Consider the following 19,205-nt stretch of genomic DNA (forward strand, 5'->3'; position numbering starts at 1 on the left):
CCGGCCGCTTACTGGTCGAAGGCCTGCGCCGCCGGCGTGATCCTCACCGCCTCCGGCTTGATGCCGAGCTTCATCGATCCGATCTGCCTGTCCTCGTCCAGCAGCGCCTGCGGCTTGTTGGCGTCGTACTTGATCGGCGAGAACGCATCGCTCACCAGCGCCTCCTTCAGCCCGGCCGCATCCCTGGTGATCACCACCACCGACAGGTTCCTGGCCGACAGGTGCTTCCTGATCGCCGCATTCACATCCGCCACGGTCAGCCTGGACAGCCCGTCGCGCATCAGGCGCGTGAACTCCGGCGTGCGGTACCACTGCGAATCGAGGGCATAGCCCAGCTGCTGGTCCTGGGTCGCGGTCATGACGAACACGTTCTTCATCAGGTAGGCGCGGGTGGTCTCGAAGTCCGGTTGCGTCAGGCCCTGGTCGACCAGCTTGCCCAGTTCATGCAGGGCGACGCGCAGCGCGAAATGGCCGTTCTCGGGCGCCACCGGGCGGATCCAGACCTCGAACAGCTGCGCCTTGCGGCCCAGGTTCGGATTCGGGAAGAACTGGAACATGCCGCGCGGGAAAGCCTCGATGTAGGCATAGTCGCCATAGTTCATGCCGCGCTCCTCGCGCATGCGCTGGTACAGGTGCGCGCTCGACGCGCGGTGCTCGCCCAGCCAGGTCTTGGCCAGCCACAGGGCCGGGAAGTCCGGGTGCGAGCGGGTCACCTCCAGCGGCAGGCCGAAGGAAATCGCGGTCGCGCGGGTATTCTTCTCGACGATCTCGACTTCCAGGCCGTTCGGCATGCGGCCGCGCGGCGCGGCGGTCGCCGGCAGGCCGCCGCCTGCCGGCAGGCGCGCCAGGGCGGTCTTCAGGGAAGCCGTCATCCTGTCGGTCACGTCGCCCGAGATGCCGACCCGCAGCGCGCCCTGGGCATAGGCCTGGCGGTAGAAGGCCTTCACGTCGTCCAGGGTGATCGCCTCCAGGCCCTTGACCGTGCCCAGCACCGGGTGGCCATAGGGCGTGCCGGCGAAGACGTTCGTTTGCAGGCGCTCCTTGCCGAATTCTTCCTCGTTGTTGTCCTTCAGGTCGAGCACCAGGGCGTTGCGCCGGGCATCCTTCAGGCGGCGGAAGTCTTCCTCGCGGAAGCCCGGGTCCACCAGCAGCGGCATGGCGATCGCCATGAACTCGTCCCAGTTGTCGCGGTGGGTCGAACCGGTGAAGGTGGTCATTTCCTTGTCGGTCTGCTCGCCGAAGCTGCCGGCGAGCGGGAACAGGGCCTTGGCCACCTCGTCGACCTTGCGCTCGCGCGAGCCGGCGGCGGCCACCATGGCGGCGGTCAACGCGGCCAGGCCCTCCTTGCCCTTCGGGTCGTGGCTCGATCCCGCATCGAACAGCAGCTTGAAGCGGATCTGCGGCAGGGCCGACTTCTGCACCAGCACGTCGAACCTGGCGGCGCCCGCCTTGGGCGCGAAGCCGGCCAGCTTCGGCAGGACGTCGATGCCGGCGGGCAGGGCCTCGTGCGACAGGGTGGTGACCACCATCGCCTCGTCCACCAGGTACTTGCGGGCCGCGGCCTGCAGGTCGGCCGGGGTCAGGCTGTCGACCACGCGGTAGTAGCGGTTCAGGGTGCCGTAGGAACGCTCGAAGTGCACGTACGACGCGAGGGTGGCGGCGATCTGTTCGGTGTTGTCGAGCGTGCGGATCAGGCCATACTTCTGGGCCGACTTGGCGTCTTCCAGGGTCTTGGCGCTGACCGGTTCCTCGCGCAGCTTCGCCACGGTCTCGAGGATCGCGTCGCGGACGTACAGGGCGTCGGCCGGATTCTTGACCCGCGCGCCGATCGTGGCCAGGGTCGGATCGACCCGGTTCGGGCTGAAGTCGAACAGCTGGTCGACCTTCTGCTCGTCCTGCACCAGGCGCTTGAACAGCGGCGAGGTGCGCCCGAACGACAGCGACAGCAGCATGGCCAGCGCCGCCTGCTCCTTGTTCTTGTCCGAGAAGGCCGGGGCGCGGAAGGCCACCGTCACCAGCGGCAGGGTCGGCGTCTGCCATGCCACGTGGCGGTACTGGGCGCCGCGCGGCGCGGGTTCGGCCGGGACCGGCGACTTGTAGCTGCCCTTTTTCCAGCCGGCCCAGTACTTCTCGACCAGGGCGATCGCCCTGGCCGGCTCGACGTCGCCGGCGATGATCACGGTGGTGCGCTCCGGGCGGTACCATCGGTCGAAGAACACCTTCGAGTAGTCGAACTGGTTGGGCATGTCCTCGATATCCTTGAGGAAGCCCATCGTGGTGTGCTTGTAGGTGTGGGTGGTGTAGGCGGCGTCGCGCTGCACCTCGAACAGCTTCTGCATCGGGTTGGCGCTGTTCTTGTTGTACTCGCCCAGCACCGCGCGCGACTCGGTCTTGAAGGCCTCGATCGGGTAGGACAGGTTCTGGAAGCGGTCGGCCTCGACCTTCAGCACGGTTTCCAGGTCGTCCCTAGCGAAGGTGGTGTAATAGTTGGTCAGGTCGTCGCTGGTGTAGGCGTTCTGGCGCGCGCCGGCCCTGGTGATGATTTCCTGGTACTTCTCGGGCGGATAGGTCGGGGTGCCGCGGAACATCATGTGCTCGAAGAAGTGGGCGAAGCCCGACTTGCCCGGCTCGACCTCGTTGCGCGAACCGGTCTGCACCGGGATGGTGACCGATACCAGGTTCGGGAAGCCGGTCGGCACCACGATCACCTTCAGGCCGTTGGCCAGGGTCTTTTCGGTGGCCTTGAAGGGCAGCACGTCGGCGCCCGCGCTGCGGGGTGCGGCGGCCGGCGCGGCCAGCGCGGCCGGTGCGGCGGCCGCCATCAGCGCGGCCGGGATCAGGGTCGCGAGCGTGGTGCGCGACAGGGGGGAGGGGAACACGTTGTCTCCTTGGAAAATATACTAGACATAAAGCATAGAATATTCACCAGGGAAAGAACAGGAGAATCAGGTATGCATATGGGAGCGATCAGGCCGCTTCGCTGAGGGGCAGGCTGATGCGGTTGCGGCCCAGGTGCTTGGCGCGGTACAGGGCGGCGTCGGCCACCGCGACCAGCTGGCTGGCGCAGTTGTCGGGTCCGGCGACCGCGGTGGCGGCGCCGATCGAGACCGTCACATGCTGGCCGGTGGCGAATCGGCAGGGCAGCTGGAGCTGCTCGACCCGGCAGCGGATCCGCTCGGCGACGATGGCGGCGCCCTTGAGCGACTGGTTGGGCAGGATCACGGCGAATTCCTCGCCGCCGTAGCGCGCCACCAGGTCGTTGGCGCGCATCTCGCTGGCGACCGCGCGCGCCACCCGCTTCAGGCATTCGTCCCCTCCCAGGTGTCCATGGGCGTCGTTATAGGCCTTGAAGTTGTCGACGTCGACCATCAGCAGCGAGAGCGGCTGCTGCTGGCGCAGCGCGCGCGTCCACTCGGCGTGCAGGGTCTCGTCGAAGCAGCGCCGGTTGGCCAGCCCGGTCAGGCCGTCGCGGGTGGCGAGCTGCTCCAGGGCGACCTGGGCCATTTTCTCGTCGGTGAGGTCGCGCAGGGTCTCGACCACGGCCGACAGGCGGCCGCCGGCGTCGAAGATCGGACTGGCGTCGGCGGCCAGGTAGCGGCGCCGGCCGGCGCGCGGCATGTCGCACCAGCTTTCGATCGACAGGCCGGAGGCCGCTTCGCGCGGGCCGCGCGGATAGATCTGGCGCGTGACGCCCGCGCGTTCCTGCAGCAGCAGGTCGGCCAGGGTGGGGCGCGGCTGCTCGTAGAAGCAGCGCCAGTGCTCGGCCGTGCCCAGCGTTTCCGAGGCCGGCACCCCGGTCAGGTGCTCGCAGGCCCGGTTCCAGATCATGACGCGCGCGTCGGTACCGAGCACGAACACCGGCACCGACAGGCTTTCCATCAACTGTCCGACAAAAGCCACGTCCTGGACCAGCGGTGCGGGGCCAGGCGCGTGGGTGGTGGTCGTACTGAGCATGAGCCGTCCTTTGGAGTTCGCTGCGGCAGCCGATTAGCTGCCGACAGGAAAGAATTCTGCTCCTCGGGAAAGATGGCTCCTTGATATTGAGCAAGCGGGTGTTTTAGCGGACGCGGCGACCTCCCGCATTGGGACCGTCAGGCCCAGGCGGGAGTATCCCGGACCCGCGCCCCCGGGCATCGGGGGGCGCCGAGCCCTCCGATGCGCCGGGGCAAGCCGCTCGATCCTGGAGACAGTGCGCCAGCGCCGGCGCCGCGCCGCCCTCCGGCTGCGCCAGCTCGGCGCGCAGGGCGCGGATGCGGCTGCCCAGCCCGGAGTCGGGCGCGTGCACGATCCGGCGGCGCCAGTCGCCATGCACCCCGTCCGGCTGGCCGGCCACGCGCGGCGGCGCGCCGTTGCGCCGGGAGCGGCCGCTCCCGGCCTGCTCGTGCAGGCGGCGCAGGAGCGCCTGCTTGCCGGCCCGGCAACGCAGGCCGATCCAGCCCAGCGCCAGCGCCGCCACGGCGGCCAACGCGGCCAGCAGTCCCGAATGGGCGCCGGATTGCGGCACATCGTGCGCCGGCCCGGCCATGGCGACGGCGGGGCTGAGCAGGGCTAGGAATAAGGAGAGCTTGGTCATGGCATCCTTCTTACCGGTATCGGAACTTTCCGTAGGAAGTTACCGCTGAGACAGATCGGGAATATTGTCCATGCTCAACATTTGCGCAAGTCCGGCGGCATGGCCCCGGCTGGCCGGTGGGTGCAATGCGGCTTCCGGCACGGTATAATGGAAGGTTGACGAGAGGCTTACCGTGACTTACAGCATCAAAGAAATCTTCTACACCTTGCAGGGCGAAGGCGCCCATGCGGGGCGCCCGGCCGTTTTCTGCCGCTTTTCGGGCTGCAACCTGTGGACCGGCCGCGAGGCCGACCGTGCCAGCGCGGTATGCACCTTCTGCGACACCGACTTCGTCGGTACCGACGGCGAACGCGGCGGTAAATTCAAGGATGCCGCGGCCCTGGCGGCCGAGATCGACAGCCTGTGGCCGTCGACCTACGCACCCAGCAAGTATGTCGTGTTCACCGGCGGCGAACCGCTGCTCCAGCTCGACCGCGCCCTGATCGACGCCATGCATGCGCACGGCTTCACCATCGCGATCGAGACCAACGGCACCCTGCCGGTGCCCGAGGGCGTGGACTGGATCTGCGTCAGCCCGAAGATGGGCTCGACGCTGGTGGTCGAGAAGGGCAACGAGATCAAGGTCGTGATCCCGCAGGCGAACCAGGACCTGGCCGCCTACGAACACCTCGATTTCGAGAACTTCTTCGTCCAGCCGATGGACGGCCCGCTGGCCGCCCACAACACCCGCCTGGCGATCGAGACCTGCCGCCGCAATCCGAAGTGGAAGCTCAGCCTCCAGACCCATAAACTCCTCCAGATTCCCTAAGTTGCAATGCTGACGATTACCCGCAAGCTCGAATTCGATGCCGGTCACCGGATTCCCGACCACAAGAGCCAGTGCCGCAACCTGCACGGCCACCGCTACACCCTGGAGATCACCCTGACCGGCGAGGTGATCGATGCCGATGGCAATTCCGACAACGGCATGATCATGGACTTCTCCGACGTCAAGGCGCTCGCCAAGGAGCACCTGGTCGATGTCTGGGACCATGCCTTCCTGGTGTACGAGAAGGACGAGAAGGTGCGCGAGTTCCTGGCTTCGCTTCCCGGACACAAGACGGTCGTGATCGACCGCATCCCGACGGTCGAAAACCTGGCCCAGGTCGCCTTCGGCATCCTGAAGACGGTGTTCACCGACCGCTACGGCACCGGCCTGCGCCTGCACAAGCTGGTGCTGCACGAAACCCCGAACTGCTGGGCCGAGATCACCGATGCCTGAGCAATTCATGCAGCTGGCCCTGCTCGAAGCCCGCAAGGGCTGGGAGCGGGGCGAGGTGCCGGTGGGCGCGGTCGTGGTCAGGGACGGCGAAGTGATCGCCACCGGCTTCAACCAGCCGATCGGCCGCCACGACCCCACCGCCCATGCCGAGATCGTGGCGCTGCGCGCGGCCGCCGAAAAGCTGGGCAACTACCGGCTGCCGGGCTGCGAACTGTATGTCACCCTCGAACCCTGCATCATGTGCTCGGGGGCAATGATGCACGCCCGCCTGGCGCGCGTGGTGTATGCGGCCGTCGACCCCAAGACCGGCGCCTGCGGCTCGGTCCTGAACCTGTTCGCCGAAGAGCGCCTGAACCACCATACCGAGGTGGTCGGCGGCGTCATGGCGGACGAGGCGAGCAGCCTGCTCAAGGCCTTCTTCGCCGAGCGCCGCGCCGCCGCGCGCAAGCCGCCGGCGGCCTGAAACGGGCCCGGACAGCGGGTGCGGGCGCTTGCGCGTCCGATTCGCGTGGTGCAAGAGCGCCGCCGGCGCGCCGAAAGTGCTATGCTGGTTCCAAGCCGTCCTGTGCGGCGACGGGAGTGTGTCTTCAACAAATACAACCGGCATCGAAGCAGTGCGCGGGCCGGACGAGCCGTCATGCCAACCCTGAACGCCAATGGACTCCGCATCGCCTTCGATACTGCGGGCGACCCCAAGGCCGTACCGCTGCTGCTGGTACACGGCCTGGGCATGCAGCTGACCGCCTGGCCCGACGAATTCGTCGACGGGTTGGTCGAACTCGGCTTCTACGTGATCCGCTTCGATCACCGCGATTGCGGCCTGTCGACCAAGTTCGAGCAGGCCGGCACCCCGAATCTCCCGCTGGCCCGGCTCAAGTCCCGGCTTGGCTGGCCGCTGCACCCGCCGTACCGCCTGGAAGACATGGCCGAGGACGCGCTCGGCGTGCTGTCGGCCCTCGGGGTGGCGCGCGCCCATGTCGTCGGGGTGGCGATGGGCGGCATGATCGGACAGATCCTGGCGGCCGAGCATCCGCAGCGCGTCCTGACCCTGACCTCGATCATGTCCAGCAGCGGCCGCCGCGGCCTGCCGGGTGCGGCGCCCAGGGTGCGCAAGGCCCTGGCGCGACGCCCCGCCAATCCGGTCGACCTCGACAGCATCATGGAGCAGACCGTGGCCCTGCTGCGGACGATCGGCAGCCCGGCCTATCCGACCCCTGAAAAACAGCTGCGCCGGCGCATCGCGCGCTGCCTGCGCCGCAGCTATTCGCCCGGCGGCGACGCGCGCCAGATGCTGGCGGTGGCCGCGGCCGGCGACCGCAGCGCCCAGCTGGCCGGCATCACGGCGCCGACCCTCGTCATCCATGGCGCCGCCGATCCGCTGGTGCCGCTCGCCTGCGGCCAGGACACCGCCACCCGCATCCCGGGCGCGCGGCTCGAGGTCATCGAGGGCATGGGGCACGACCTGCCGCCGCAGCTGGCGGAGCGGCTGCTTGCCTTGATCGACGCCCATGCGCGCGGTAAGATGTTGCCAGACTCCACACCGCGGCTATTCGTCAAACAGTGATCACCTCTCAAATCGGCGTCGCCATCGTGGCGCCGGGCGGCTATACGTCCGACCCATCCACCGTCGAGCGCGCCATCGCCCGTCTCGAGACCCAGGGCTGCCTCGTCCACAACTACTACGACCACGCGCAGATCCACCAGCGCTTCGGCGGCACCGACGAGGGCCGCCTGGCCCAGCTGCATGCGGCGGTCGCCGATCCGGATATCCAGCTGATCATCGCCCTGCGCGGCGCCTATGGCATGACCCGCCTGCTGCCGCACATCGATTTCGAGGCGATCGCCGCCAGCGGCAAGATCGTGGTCGGCTTTTCCGATGTCACCGCGCTGCAGATGGGCCTGATGGCCCGGACCGGCGCCCTCAGCTACGCCGGTCCGATGATCGCCGGCGACTTCGGCGCCCGCGAAGTCGAGCGCTTCACGCTCGAGGACTTCTGGCGCTGCCTGGCCGGCCCCACCCACGCGATCCACGAGCGCGCCTGCGGCAATCCGCTGCTGGACGTGCGCGGCACGGTCTGGGGCGGCAACCTGGCGATGCTGGTGTCGCTGCTCGGTACGCCGTACTTCCCGTGCATCGAGGGCGGCATCCTGTACGTCGAGGACATCAACGAGCATCCGTACCGGGTCGAACGCATGCTGCTGCAGCTGATGCAGGCGGGCGTGCTCGCACGCCAGCGCGCCATCGTGTTCGGCGATGTTTCGGGCTACAAGCTGGCCACGGCCGACAACGGCTACGATTTCGACAGCATGCTGGCCTACCTGCGCGCGACCCTGCCGGCGCCGGTCCTGGCCGGGCTCACCTTCGGCCACATCGATCGCCGGGTGACGATTCCGTTCGGCGCCCAGGGCCACCTGGTGTCCGATGCCGAGGGCTTCACGCTCATGCTGTCGGACTATCCGACCTTGCGCCGTGCCTGAGCGGCTGCTCGATACCACCTACTACCGGGCGAGCTCCTCGCCCGACAGCCATTCCCCGCTGGACGGCGCACGCGAGTGCGCCGTTTGCATTATCGGCGCCGGCTTCGCCGGCCTGGGCACCGCCATGTCGCTGCACGAGCGGGGGCAGCGCGACATCGTCGTGCTGGAGGCGGACCAGGTCGGCCACGGCGCTTCGGGCCGCAACGGCGGCTTCGTGTTCGGCGGCTTCTCGCTCGGCGAACGCGACCTGCATGCGGCCGCCGGGCCCCAGGCGCGCGGTCTCTACGGCCAGACCCTGGAGGCGGTCGCCCTGATCCGGCGCCGCGTCCGGCAGTACGGCATCGACTGCGACGCGCGCGAGGCCGGGGTCATGCTGGCCAACTGGTTCGACGACGACCGCATCCTCGATGCGCAGCAGCGCTTCATGGAGCAGCACATGGGCGTGCAGTGGCAGCGGATCGGCCGCGCCGAACTGGCCGAGCGCCTGGCAACCCGCCGCTATACCGGCGCGCTGTTCGAGCCGGGCGCCTTCCACTTCCATCCGCTCAAGTATGCACAGGGCCTGGCGCGCATCCTGGCGCGGGAGGGGTGCGCGATCCACGAGCACAGCCGCGCGATCCGGATCGGCCGGCGCGGCGCGGCCTGGGTCGTGGAGACCCCTGCAGGGCGGGTGCATGCGCGCGAACTGGTGGTCTGCTGCGGCGGCTACCTGGGCAAGCTGCACCCGCGCCTGCGCGCGGCGATGCTGCCGATCGCCACCTATGTGATGGTCACCGAGCCGCTGGGCGGGCGCCTGGCCTCGGCGATCCGCACCGGGTCCGCGGTGTACGACACCCGCTTCGCCTTCGACTACTACCGCGCCTTGCCGGACACCCGCCTGCTGTGGGGCGGCCGCATCTCGATCCGGCGCCGCTCGCCCGCGGCCGTGGCCGAACTGCTGTACCGTGACATGCTGCGCGTCTATCCGCAGCTGGCGGGAATCCGGGTCGAGCATGCCTGGAGCGGCCTGATGAGCTACGCGCGCCACAAGATGCCGCAGGTCGGGCGCCTGCCCGACGGCACGTGGTACGGCATGGGCTTCGGCGGCCATGGCGTGGCGCCGACCACACTGGCCGGCGAGCTGCTGGCCGGGGCCCTGACGGGCGAGCCCGAAGGCCTCGGGCAGTATGCGCGCTGGGGTCTGGCGCATACCGGCGGTGCGGCCGGGATGGCCGCGGCCCAGCTGGCCTACTGGTATTACGGCGTGCGCGACTGGCTGCGCGAATAGTCGCCTGCGCATCCGCCTGCTAGCCGATCAAGGGCGTATCGACCTTTTTCAGGGTGCGCAGTACGAAGCTGGATTTGCTGTGGCGAATGCCAGGGATCTTGTACAGCCTTTCCCTCAGCAGCCGTTCGTAGTCCCGGGTGTCCTTGACGGCGATGCGCACGAAATAATCGTAGTCGCCTGAAATGAGCAGGGCCTCGAGCACTTCAGGAATCGACTCCAGCGCCCGTCCGAACTCGTAGAGGGTTTCCTCGCTGTGGCTGTCCAGGGTGACCTGGACGATCACGGTGTCGTGGTAGCCCAGGCTCGCCAGGTCGACCTTGACGGTGTAAGCCTGGAGCGCGCCGCTGTCCGTCATTCGCTTGATCCGGTTCCAGCATGAGGTCGTGGACAGCCCGACCGCGCTGCTCATCTCCTGCAGGGAAGTGCGCGAGTCCCTGAGCAGGATGGCGAGGATGGCCAGATCCGCCGCGTCGAAAGATTTTCCGTCTTGTTGCATATGTCATGTAGGATTTTCAGTTTGTGCACCTATATTAACTGAAAATATGAAGCACTTTCCGGTTGCGGGTCGATATCATTCAGGGATGAACACACACTCATCCAGGCATTCTCCGTTCCCGCCGCTGGACACCCCGGGCGAACCCGTCCGGACCGGTGCGGGCCTGCTGCTCGATACCCTCGTTAAATGTGGCGTCGACACGATTTTTGGATATCCGGGCGGCGCCGTCCTGCCTCTGTACGATGCGCTGGCGCACGATACGCGCCTGCGGCATGTCCTGGTCCGGCACGAGCAGGCCGCAGTCCATGCGGCGGAGGGCTACGCGCGCTCGACCGGGCGGCTCGGCGTGGTATGCGTGACCTCGGGACCGGGGATCGCGAACACCACTTCCGGCCTGCTCGATGCCCTGAGCGACTCGATTCCAGTCCTGTGCATCAGCGGCCAGGTTGCCACGACCTCGATCGGCACCAGCGCATTCCAGGAATGCGACGCGCTGGGGATCTCGCGCCCGGTCACGAAGTGGAACGCGCAGATCCGCGCGGAGGGCGATATCGTCGCGACGCTGCGGCGGGCGGTACGGGAGGCAATGGGTGGCCGACCCGGGCCGGTCCTGGTCGATGTGCCGAAGGATATCCAGGCCCGGTCGGTGCCTGCGGCAGCGTTCGCGCAGGCGTCGCCGCCAGCGGCGCAGCCGCGCCGTGCGGCCGGGCTGGACGGCAGGCTGGATGAAGCGGCGGCACTGATCCGGCAGTCCCGTCGGCCGGTCTTCTACGGGGGCGGGGGACTGGTGAATTCAGGCGGCGATGCCTGCGCCGCCTTCACCGAGCTGGTTCTCTGGAAGAATGGACCGTGCACGCTGACCCTGATGGGACTCGGGGCGTTTCCGGCCTCGGCTTCCCAATGGCTGGGAATGCTGGGGATGCACGGCACCCTCGAGGCGAACCTGGCGATGCACGGGGCGGATCTGGTCGTGTGCGTCGGGGCCCGCTTCGACGACCGGGTGACGGGCAAGCTGGAACATTTCTGTCCCGGTGCGCGTATCGTCCATATCGACATCGATCCCGGATCGATCGGCAAGGTGGTGCAGGCCGACGTCAGCCTGGTCGGGGACTGCGGCGCCGTGCTCACGGACCTGGTCCGCAGGCTCGCCCCCGAGTCCGCCGATCATGCATTGACTGCCGATTGGTGGAACACCATCGGGACCTGGCGCGCCGTGCGCTGCCTGGACTTCGACGGCAGCGCGTCGACGATCATTCCTCAACAGTTGATGCGCACGCTTGGCGACCAGTTGAGGGACAGGAACGCGATCGTGTCGACCGATGTCGGACAGCACCAGATGTGGGCTGCGCAGTATCTGCGCTTCGAGGCTCCCCGGCGCTGGCTGACGTCCGGCGGAGCAGGGACGATGGGCTACGGCTTGCCGGCGGCGATCGGTGCGCAGGTAGCCAATCCGGACGCGCTCGTCGTTTGCGTGACCGGGGATGCTTCCGTGATGATGAATATCCAGGAACTGTCGACCGCCGTGCAGCACCGCTGTCCCGTCAAGCTGGTGTTGTCGAATAACGGATGCATGGGCATGGTCCGCCAATGGCAGGAACTTCACCACGGCGGGCGCTACAGCCATAGCTGTCACGAGGCCTTGCCCGATTTTGTCGCGCTGGCGCACGCATTCGGCTGGAAGGCGCGCCGCGTCGAACATGCCTGCGACCTGGAGGCGGCCATGCGGGAGTGCCTGTCTTCGGATGGTCCCTATCTGCTGGACGTTGTCGTCGAGCAGACTGAAAACTGCTTCCCGATGATCCCCGCCGGGCATGGCCACCACGACATCATGCTCGCCAAGGACCGCTGGTTCGATCCTGCCGCACGGGAAGCGCCTGCTCGCGCTGCCTGTCCTTTGAGATGAAAGCAGGGGTCCCCGCCACAAGGAGTCGTACTCGGTGCTAATATGGTGCATATTTGGTGCACAAATGGGGGCCATCATGCATATAGAGCAACGATCACCCGTATTCGGCCAGGATTTCGACGCTTTCATGGCCTACCTGCGCGACGAAACCAGTCCGACGCTGTCACCGGCGCGCTACGGCCAGGTGCTGCACCTGGACGCCCAGAGCCTGGCGCAGAGTGCGCAGGTACACCGCAACACCCTCCGGCGCGCGCCCCAGTCGGCGAGCGTCCAGGGCTTCCTGCGCGATTCGGTCCGCGTGCTGCGCGCCGCGACGGATCTGAACGGCAGCGTCGAGGAAGCGCTGTTCTGGTTCTCGAATCACCCATTGCCTGTATTCGACTACAAGACCGCCCATACGCTGGTGGCGGAACGCAGGACCGAGGCACTGCTGCGTTACCTGACTTCGCTCGACGCAGGGTTTACAGGATGAAGCTTGCCCGACTCGATGCCACCGCATATCGAGTTCATACACCGCGCTGGGCCCATGCCCCGCTGAGCGGGGCCGGAGCGGCGCGCGCGGGTGGACGCGCCAACCGGCCGGGGATCCAGGCGCTCTACCTGTCGCTGGAACTGGAAACGGCGCTGGCGGAATACCGGCAGCTCAGCCCGCTCATGCCGCCCGGCCTGATGGTGTCCTATACCTTGAACCTGGGACCGCTGGTCGATTTGCGCGACGGGGTCGATGCCGACTGGGATCCTCTGTGGCACGACTTTTACTGCGACTGGCGCGCGCTGCACTTCGACAAGGACGTCGAGCCGCCTTCCTGGGTGCTGGGCGACATCGCGATGGCCGCTGGCGCCAAGGGCATCCTGTTTCCGTCCGTGCTAGTGCCAGGTGTCAACCTGGTCCTGTATACCGAGCTGCTCGATGCAGACGATCGCCTCGACGTTTACGATCCGGACGGCGGGCTGCCACGCAACCAGCGTTCCTGGGAGTAGGGGACGCCGCATGGCCTTGCGGGCCATTGTTTTCGAGGGTCTCTATAGAGTGGCCCATAGTGCATGTTGTATAATGCGCGATTAAGCTTTAACCCTTTGATCTTCAAAGCAAAAGACACAATCTAGCATGCTATCCACAGCCAATATCACGATGCAATTCGGCGCCAAGCCGCTGTTCGAGAACATTTCCGTCAAATTCGGCGAGGGCAACCGCTACGGCCTGATCGGCGCGAACGGCTGCGGCAAGTCGACTTTCATGAAGATCCTCGGCGGCGACCTCGAGCCGTCCGCAGGCAATGTCAGCCTCGATCCGCACGAACGCCTGGGCAAGCTCCGCCAGGACCAGTTCGCCTATGAAGACACCCGCGTGCTCGACGTGGTCATGATGGGCCACACCGAGCTGTGGAACGCCATCGCCGAGCGCGACGCCATCTACGCCAACCCGGAAGCGTCCGACGACGACTACATGCGCGCCGCCGAGCTCGAAGGCAAGGTCGCCGAATACGACGGCTACTCGGCCGAAGCGCGCGCCGGCGAACTGCTGCTGGGCGTGGGCATCGCCACCGACCTGCACCAGGGCCCGATGAGCGCCATCGCTCCGGGCTGGAAGCTGCGCGTGCTGCTGGCCCAGGCGCTGTTCTCGAACCCGGACATCCTGCTGCTCGACGAACCGACCAACAACCTGGACATCAACACGATCCGCTGGCTCGAGGAAGTGCTCAACGAGCGCAATTCGACCATGATCATCATTTCCCACGATCGTCACTTCCTGAACCAGGTGTGCACCCACATCGCGGACATGGACTACGGCACCCTGAAGGTCTATCCGGGCACCTACGACGACTACATGCTGGCGTCGACCCAGGCGCGCAACCAGCAGCTGGCGAACAATGCCAAGGCCAAGGAAAAAGTGGCCGAGCTGCAGGAATTCGTGCGCCGCTTCTCGGCCAACAAATCCAAGGCGCGCCAGGCGACTTCGCGCGCCAAGCAGATCGACAAGATCAAGATCGAAGAGTTCAAGCCGTCCTCGCGCGCCTATCCGTTCGTGCGCTTCGAAGGCGAGAAGAAGCTGCACCGCCTGGCGGTGGAAGCCGAGAACATCTCGAAAGCCTACGACCGCCAGCTGTTCAAGAACTTCTCGATCATGGTCGAGGCCGGCGAGCGCATCGCGATCATCGGCGCCAACGGCGCCGGCAAGACCACCTTGCTGCGCACCATCGGCGGCGAGCTGTGCAACATGCAGCCGGACAGCGGCCGGGTGAAGTGGGCCGAGAACGCCAATCCGGGCTACATGCCGCAGGATCCGACCGAGGAATTCGCGACCGACGCCACCCTGACCGACTGGATGGGCGAATGGACCCAGGAAGGCGACGACGACCAGGCGGTGCGCTCGATCCTGGGCCGCCTGCTGTTCGGCGGCGACGAAGTCAAGAAATCGGTGCGCGTGCTGTCCGGTGGCGAGAAGGGCCGCATGATGTACGGCAAGCTGATGCTCGGCCGCCACAACGTGATGCTGCTCGACGAGCCGACCAACCACATGGACATGGAATCGATCGAATCGCTCAACATCGCGCTCGACAAGTACGCCGGCACCCTGATCTTCGTCTCGCACGACCGTGAATTCGTGTCTTCGCTGGCCACCCGCATCCTCGAGATCCGCGAGAACGACATCGTGGACTTCCGGGGTAACTACGAAGAGTACCTGAAGAGCCAGGGCATCGACTGATGCCAGGGGCGGGGAACTCCCCGCCCATCCTGCCGGACTGGCCAGGCGTCCCTGGCCGGCCCTCGGCACTCCCGCATGCATTGTGAGATGATATCCCGCATGAATACCGTACCGATCAAGACCTTCGAATACGACCATCCGCAGTCGGGCGCCGCCTGTACCGCGGAAGCCTGGGCGCGTACGCCCGTCACGCCGACCGCCGCCGAGAAAATCGAGCTCAAGGAGCGCATCCGCCGCCTGCTCAAGGAACGCGAGGCCGTGCTCGTGGCCCACTACTACGTGGACGCCGACCTGCAGGACCTGGCCGAGGAAACCGGCGGCTGCGTGTCGGATTCGCTGGAAATGGCCCGCTTCGGGCGTGACCACCCGGCCAGGACCGTGGTCGTGGCCGGTGTGCGCTTCATGGGCGAGACCGCCAAAATCCTGAACCCGGAAAAGACCATCCTGATGCCGGACCTGGACGCGACCTGCTCGCTCGACCTGGGTTGCCCGGCCGACGAATTCGCCGCCTTCTGCGACCAGCACCCGGACCGCACCGTCGTGGTGTACGCCAATACCAGCGCGGCCGTGAAGGCGCGCGCCGACTGGATGGTGACCTCGTCGATCGGCCTGGACATCGTGGCCCACCTGCACGCCCAGGGCAAGAAGATCCTGTGGGCGCCCGACCGCCACCTGGGCGCCTATATCCAGAAGCAGACCGGCGCCGACATGCTGCTGTGGCAGGGTTCCTGCCTGGTGCATGACGAATTCAAGGGCATCGAACTCGACCTGCTGAAGGCCGAGCACCCGGACGCCAGGGTGCTGGTGCACCCGGAATCGCCGGCCGCGGTGGTGGCCCTGGCCGATGCGGTCGGCTCCACCACCCAGCTGATCAACGCCGCGCGCGACATGGATGCGACGACCTTCATCGTCGCCACCGACAACGGCATCCTGCACAAGATGCGCATGGCCGCCCCCGGCAAGCATTTCATCGCGGCGCCGACCGCCGGCAACAGCGCCACCTGCAAGAGCTGCGCGCACTGCCCGTGGATGGCCATGAACGGCCTGAAGAACCTGGCCGAGGTGCTGGAAACCGGCGCCAACGAGATCCATGTCGATCCGGAGATCGGCCGCCAGGCCAAGCGCGCCATCGACCGCATGCTCGATTTCGCCGCCGCCAGGAAAGCCAAGGCGCTGCCGACCGGCGCGCTGGAGCAGAACGCCACGCTGTTCTCGGGAGTGGGCCCGGCATGACGACCCTGCGCAACCCCCACGACCAGTTCGACGACAAACTGCAATCCGCTTTCGAGCAGAATATCCTGGCCGCGCTGCTGGAGGATGTCGGCACCGGCGACCTGACCGGCAAGCTGGTGCCCGACGACACCCGCGTGAAGGCGCGCGTGATCGTGCGCGAAGCCGCCGTGCTGTGCGGCGCGCCATGGTTCGAAGGCGTGATGCTGGCGGTCGACCAGGACATCGAGATCGACTGGAAATACGCCGAAGGCGACATGATGGCCGCCGACAGCGTGGTCTGCACCATCGAGGCCAGCCCGCGCTCGCTGCTCACGGCCGAGCGCGCCGCGCTGAACTTCCTGCAGCTGCTGTCGGGCGTGGCGACTGCCACCCGCACCTATGTCGACGTCATCGCCGGCACCAGGGCGGCGATCCTCGATACCCGCAAGACCTTGCCGGGCCTGCGCCTGGCGCAAAAGTATGCGGTGCGGGTCGGCGGCGGCAAGAACCAGCGCCTGGCCCTGTATGACGGCATCCTGATCAAGGAAAACCACATCGCCGCGGCCGGCGGCGTGAGCGCCGCGCTGCGGGCGGCCGATGAACTCGGCGCAGCGGTGCCGGTGCAGATCGAGGTCGAGAATATTGCCGAGCTCGAGGAAGCGCTGGCGGCCGGCGTCAAGTCGGTACTGCTGGATAACTTCAACCTCGACATGATGCGCGAGGCGGTGACCGTGAATGCCGGCCGCGCACTGCTCGAAGCCTCGGGCGGCATCAACATGGAGACCGTGCGTGCGATCGCCGAGACCGGCGTCGACCGCATCTCCATCGGCAGCCTGACCAAGGACGTGCGCGCCACCGATTATTCGCTGCGCATCGTCGGCTGATCTTGCGCGTGTCCGCCGTCCCCGGGGCGGCGGTCCGCGCTCCAGGCGGCTGCGGCCGCCGTCTTCATTCCTGCACTTCCATGTCCACATCCAAGTTGTCGCGTTCGCTCGGTTCCCGTCTTTTCTGGCTCGGCTTCGGTCTCCTGCTCGGTCTGCCCCAGGTGGCGGACGGCATCCGCTACCACCTCAATGGTGAACTGTACTTCGGCGTCGGCATGCTGCTGCTGGGCATCCGCGGCTTCCTGCGGCCGGTCATGATCAAGAAGGCGCTGACCATGAAGCACGATGGCGAGGCGGAAGAGATCTCGATCGGCTCGCCGATGCTGCATGGCGCACTGGCGCTGGCGATGACGGCGGCGCTGGTCACCGGCCTGGTTCTGAAGTTCACGTCCCAGGCCTGAGGCGGCTCAGACCCCGCTTTCGCTGGCCCGCGCCAGCGCTTCCGCCTTCGGATTACGAATCGGCACAGGCTCGCCCACCCGGGCCGCCATGGCGTCGATCGCCGCCATCACCTTTTCGGGATGGGCGTAATGCAGCATGTGGCCGACACCCGGCTCCAGCTCCAGTTCGCTGTGGTGCAGGCCTTCCTCGTGCAGGCGTTCCGAGTTGTGGCCGAACATGGCCACCTTGTCCTTGGTCCCGGCCAGGATCGCCGCCGGCACCTTGAGTTCGCCATAGCGCCTGGCCAGGCTCATGGCCGCCGGCACCATCATCGCGCTCTCGGCCGCGGCGGCGCGCAGCTGGCTGGGCCGCAGCGCCATCCACACCGGGAAGCGGTCGAACTTCTTGTCGACCGGCAGCGGCGAGAAGGCCCGCTTGATCACGCCCCGCCACATCAGGCGCCCGAGCAGCGGCGACACCGTGTAGCGCATCACGTCGCCGACCACTGGAATGGCAGGCGGAGAACTCAGGACCACGTCCAGCCTCACGCTCGGGTAGTAATAGCCGCTCAGTAGGACCAGCCCGCGCACGAAGTCCGGCACCTGCAAGCCCATGGCCATGGCCACCATGGTGCCCCAGGAATGTCCGACCACGATGGCCGAGTCGACCCCGATTTCCTGCAAGGCGTGGTGCAGCAGGCAGGCCTGGTTCTCCGGCGTCCACACGGTGCTGCGCGGCCGCTCGCTGTAGCCGAAACCCGGCCGGTCGAAGGCGATCACGCGGTAGCGTTCGGCCGCCTTCTCGAGCAGGCCGCAGTACTCGAAATCCTTCGAGTACACGCCATTGCCGTGCAGGAGGACGAGCGCGGGCCCTTCGCCGCGTTCGAGGTAGTGCAGGCGCACGCCGTCGACCTCGACGAACTTTCCCTCGGGCGGATTCTCGCGCTCGGCCTTGCGCGACCTGGCCTGCACATAGAGGAAGGAAGCCAGCAGGCCGAGGCCGGCCAGCACGGTCCTGGAGCCCAGCAGGCCGGAACTTCGACTGCGGATATACGTGGAGCGGTAAGTCTCGTTCACAATGTTCCCCTATGGTCGATGAGCTCGGGTGGCAGCTCGGGTGATGTCACGTTCAGCATCCTGGCCACCAGCGGCAGCAGGTCCTCGGCGGATTCCTCGAGTTTCAAGGCGAGCAGGTCGTCGGCGCGGGTGCGCCCCAGGTTCACGGCGGCGATCGGCTTGCCGCTGGCGGACGCCATGCGGCAGTAGCGGAAGCCCGAGTAGACCATCAGCGAGGAGCCGACCACCAGCAGCGCGTCGGCGGCCTCCATCTGGCTCAGCGCGCAGGCGGTGCGCGCCGGCGGGACGTTGTCGCCGAAGAAGACCACATCCGGGATCAGGTTGCCGCCGCAGTGCACGCACCAGGGCAGCTGGAACTCGGTCAGCGAGTCGGGTTCGAGCGCCGCGTCGCCGTCGGGCAGCGGGGTGGCCATGGCCTGGGCGACATGCGGATTGGCGCCCTGGAGCTGGGTCTGGACGAAAGCGCGCGGAAACTGGGCGCCGCAGTCGAGGCAGGCGACGGTGTGGATGTTGCCGTGCAGCTCGAGCACGGCGTGGCTGCCGGCCTGGTGGTGCAGGCCGTCGACGTTCTGGGTGAGGATGAAGCCGATCTTGCCGCCGGCTTCCAGTGCTGCCAGCGCGCGGTGCCCGCGATTCGGGGTGGCGCGCGCCAGCACCGGCCAGCCGACCATGCTGCGCGCCCAGTAGCGCCGCTGGACCGCGGCCGAGCGCCGGAACTCCGGGCCCTGGATCGGCTGCTTGCCGCGCCGGGTGCCGTCGCGGTCGCGGTAGTCGGGAATGCCCGACGCCGTCGACAGTCCCGCTCCGGTGAGCACGAGGGTGCGCGCATGCCGGTCGAGGAATGCGGCGAGTTCCTCGGCGCGGTCCTGGACGTTGAAACCTTCTGCCATGTGACGGGATCCTCCCTGTGCATGGGATCCTAACACCCTTCATCCGGGCATCGAAACACGATTCCCAGGCATAAGAT

19 protein-coding genes are annotated in these 19,205 nt (G+C 67.1%); 13 read left to right on the forward strand and 6 right to left on the reverse strand.

The features are described from left to right. Positions 1-8 precede the first annotated feature (8 nt). From H162_RS0113885 to H162_RS0113895, 3 genes are all read right to left on the reverse strand, one after another. Positions 9-2,879 carry a M16 family metallopeptidase gene (locus tag H162_RS0113885; RefSeq protein ID WP_020654080.1) on the reverse strand — a complete coding sequence of 957 codons (2,871 nt, stop codon included), beginning with the start codon at positions 2,877-2,879 and terminating at the stop codon, positions 9-11. A gap of 88 nt (positions 2,880-2,967) precedes the next feature. Beyond that, positions 2,968-3,879 carry a sensor domain-containing diguanylate cyclase gene (locus H162_RS0113890; RefSeq protein WP_020654081.1) on the reverse strand — a complete coding sequence of 304 codons (912 nt, stop codon included), beginning with the start codon at positions 3,877-3,879 and terminating at the stop codon, positions 2,968-2,970. A gap of 178 nt (positions 3,880-4,057) precedes the next feature. Continuing rightward, a complete protein-coding gene (locus tag H162_RS0113895) occupies positions 4,058-4,573 on the reverse strand; it encodes a hypothetical protein (RefSeq protein ID WP_020654082.1) in 516 nt (171 codons plus the stop codon). A gap of 172 nt (positions 4,574-4,745) precedes the next feature. Between H162_RS0113895 and queE the strand changes: the two genes are divergently transcribed. From queE to H162_RS0113925, 6 genes are all read left to right on the forward strand, one after another. Next, positions 4,746-5,381, forward strand: a complete 636-nt coding sequence (gene queE, locus H162_RS0113900; RefSeq protein ID WP_020654083.1) for a 7-carboxy-7-deazaguanine synthase — start codon at positions 4,746-4,748, stop codon at positions 5,379-5,381. 6 nt (positions 5,382-5,387) lie between these two features. Then, positions 5,388-5,834 (forward strand): 6-carboxytetrahydropterin synthase QueD, encoded by a 447-nt coding sequence (gene queD, locus H162_RS0113905; RefSeq protein ID WP_020654084.1) that lies wholly within the window; start codon positions 5,388-5,390, stop codon positions 5,832-5,834. Then, entirely contained in the window at positions 5,827-6,297 is a 471-nt protein-coding gene (gene tadA / locus H162_RS0113910; RefSeq protein WP_020654085.1) for a tRNA adenosine(34) deaminase TadA, read from the forward strand. The genes queD and tadA overlap by 8 nt, the downstream gene beginning before the upstream one ends. A gap of 174 nt (positions 6,298-6,471) precedes the next feature. Continuing rightward, positions 6,472-7,398 (forward strand): alpha/beta fold hydrolase, encoded by a 927-nt coding sequence (locus H162_RS0113915; RefSeq protein ID WP_020654086.1) that lies wholly within the window; start codon positions 6,472-6,474, stop codon positions 7,396-7,398. Further along, positions 7,395-8,312, forward strand: coding sequence for a muramoyltetrapeptide carboxypeptidase (ldcA, locus tag H162_RS0113920; protein ID WP_020654087.1), 918 nt, complete (start codon positions 7,395-7,397; stop codon positions 8,310-8,312). Before H162_RS0113915 ends, ldcA begins: the two co-directional genes overlap by 4 nt. Continuing rightward, positions 8,305-9,579, forward strand: coding sequence for an NAD(P)/FAD-dependent oxidoreductase (locus H162_RS0113925; protein ID WP_020654088.1), 1,275 nt, complete (start codon positions 8,305-8,307; stop codon positions 9,577-9,579). The genes ldcA and H162_RS0113925 overlap by 8 nt, the downstream gene beginning before the upstream one ends. A 19-nt stretch (positions 9,580-9,598) precedes the next feature. Here H162_RS0113925 and H162_RS0113930 read toward each other — a convergent pair whose 3' ends face one another. After that, positions 9,599-10,075: an Lrp/AsnC family transcriptional regulator gene (locus H162_RS0113930; RefSeq protein ID WP_020654089.1), complete on the reverse strand. Its 477-nt coding sequence runs from the start codon at positions 10,073-10,075 to the stop codon at positions 9,599-9,601. Positions 10,076-10,160: 85 nt separating this feature from the next. Between H162_RS0113930 and ilvB the strand changes: the two genes are divergently transcribed. The 7 genes from ilvB to H162_RS0113965 all read left to right on the forward strand — a co-directional run bounded on the left by ilvB (position 10,161) and on the right by H162_RS0113965 (position 17,182). Further along, the gene (gene ilvB, locus H162_RS0113935; RefSeq protein WP_020654090.1) at positions 10,161-11,978 is read left to right on the forward strand and encodes a biosynthetic-type acetolactate synthase large subunit; all 1,818 of its coding nucleotides are present in this window, start codon (positions 10,161-10,163) and stop codon (positions 11,976-11,978) included. A gap of 76 nt (positions 11,979-12,054) precedes the next feature. After that, positions 12,055-12,450 (forward strand): DUF2384 domain-containing protein, encoded by a 396-nt coding sequence (locus tag H162_RS0113940; protein ID WP_211223703.1) that lies wholly within the window; start codon positions 12,055-12,057, stop codon positions 12,448-12,450. After that, a complete protein-coding gene (locus H162_RS0113945; protein ID WP_020654092.1) occupies positions 12,447-12,959 on the forward strand; it encodes an RES family NAD+ phosphorylase in 513 nt (170 codons plus the stop codon). The genes H162_RS0113940 and H162_RS0113945 overlap by 4 nt, the downstream gene beginning before the upstream one ends. A gap of 127 nt (positions 12,960-13,086) precedes the next feature. Beyond that, on the forward strand, positions 13,087-14,685 hold the full coding sequence (locus tag H162_RS0113950) for an ABC-F family ATPase (RefSeq protein WP_026354625.1): 1,599 nt from the start codon (positions 13,087-13,089) through the stop codon (positions 14,683-14,685). Between the two features lie 99 nt (positions 14,686-14,784). Continuing rightward, on the forward strand, positions 14,785-15,918 hold the full coding sequence (gene nadA / locus H162_RS0113955) for a quinolinate synthase NadA (RefSeq protein WP_020654094.1): 1,134 nt from the start codon (positions 14,785-14,787) through the stop codon (positions 15,916-15,918). Next, a complete protein-coding gene (nadC, locus tag H162_RS0113960) occupies positions 15,915-16,781 on the forward strand; it encodes a carboxylating nicotinate-nucleotide diphosphorylase (RefSeq protein WP_020654095.1) in 867 nt (288 codons plus the stop codon). Before nadA ends, nadC begins: the two co-directional genes overlap by 4 nt. 80 nt (positions 16,782-16,861) lie before the next feature. Next, on the forward strand, positions 16,862-17,182 hold the full coding sequence (locus tag H162_RS0113965; RefSeq protein WP_020654096.1) for a hypothetical protein: 321 nt from the start codon (positions 16,862-16,864) through the stop codon (positions 17,180-17,182). 6 nt (positions 17,183-17,188) lie between these two features. Here the strand turns inward: H162_RS0113965 and H162_RS0113970 are convergent, their stop codons facing one another. Together H162_RS0113970 and H162_RS0113975 are read right to left on the reverse strand one after the other, a co-directional pair. Next, the gene (locus tag H162_RS0113970) at positions 17,189-18,238 is read right to left on the reverse strand and encodes an alpha/beta fold hydrolase (protein ID WP_229452070.1); all 1,050 of its coding nucleotides are present in this window, start codon (positions 18,236-18,238) and stop codon (positions 17,189-17,191) included. Then, the gene (locus H162_RS0113975; RefSeq protein WP_020654098.1) at positions 18,235-19,128 is read right to left on the reverse strand and encodes an NAD-dependent protein deacetylase; all 894 of its coding nucleotides are present in this window, start codon (positions 19,126-19,128) and stop codon (positions 18,235-18,237) included. Before H162_RS0113975 ends, H162_RS0113970 begins: the two co-directional genes overlap by 4 nt. Positions 19,129-19,205 lie beyond the last annotated feature (77 nt).

Origin of the sequence: Massilia niastensis DSM 21313 (assembly GCF_000382345.1) — a bacterium.
GTDB lineage: Bacteria > Pseudomonadota > Gammaproteobacteria > Burkholderiales > Burkholderiaceae_D > Telluria > Telluria niastensis.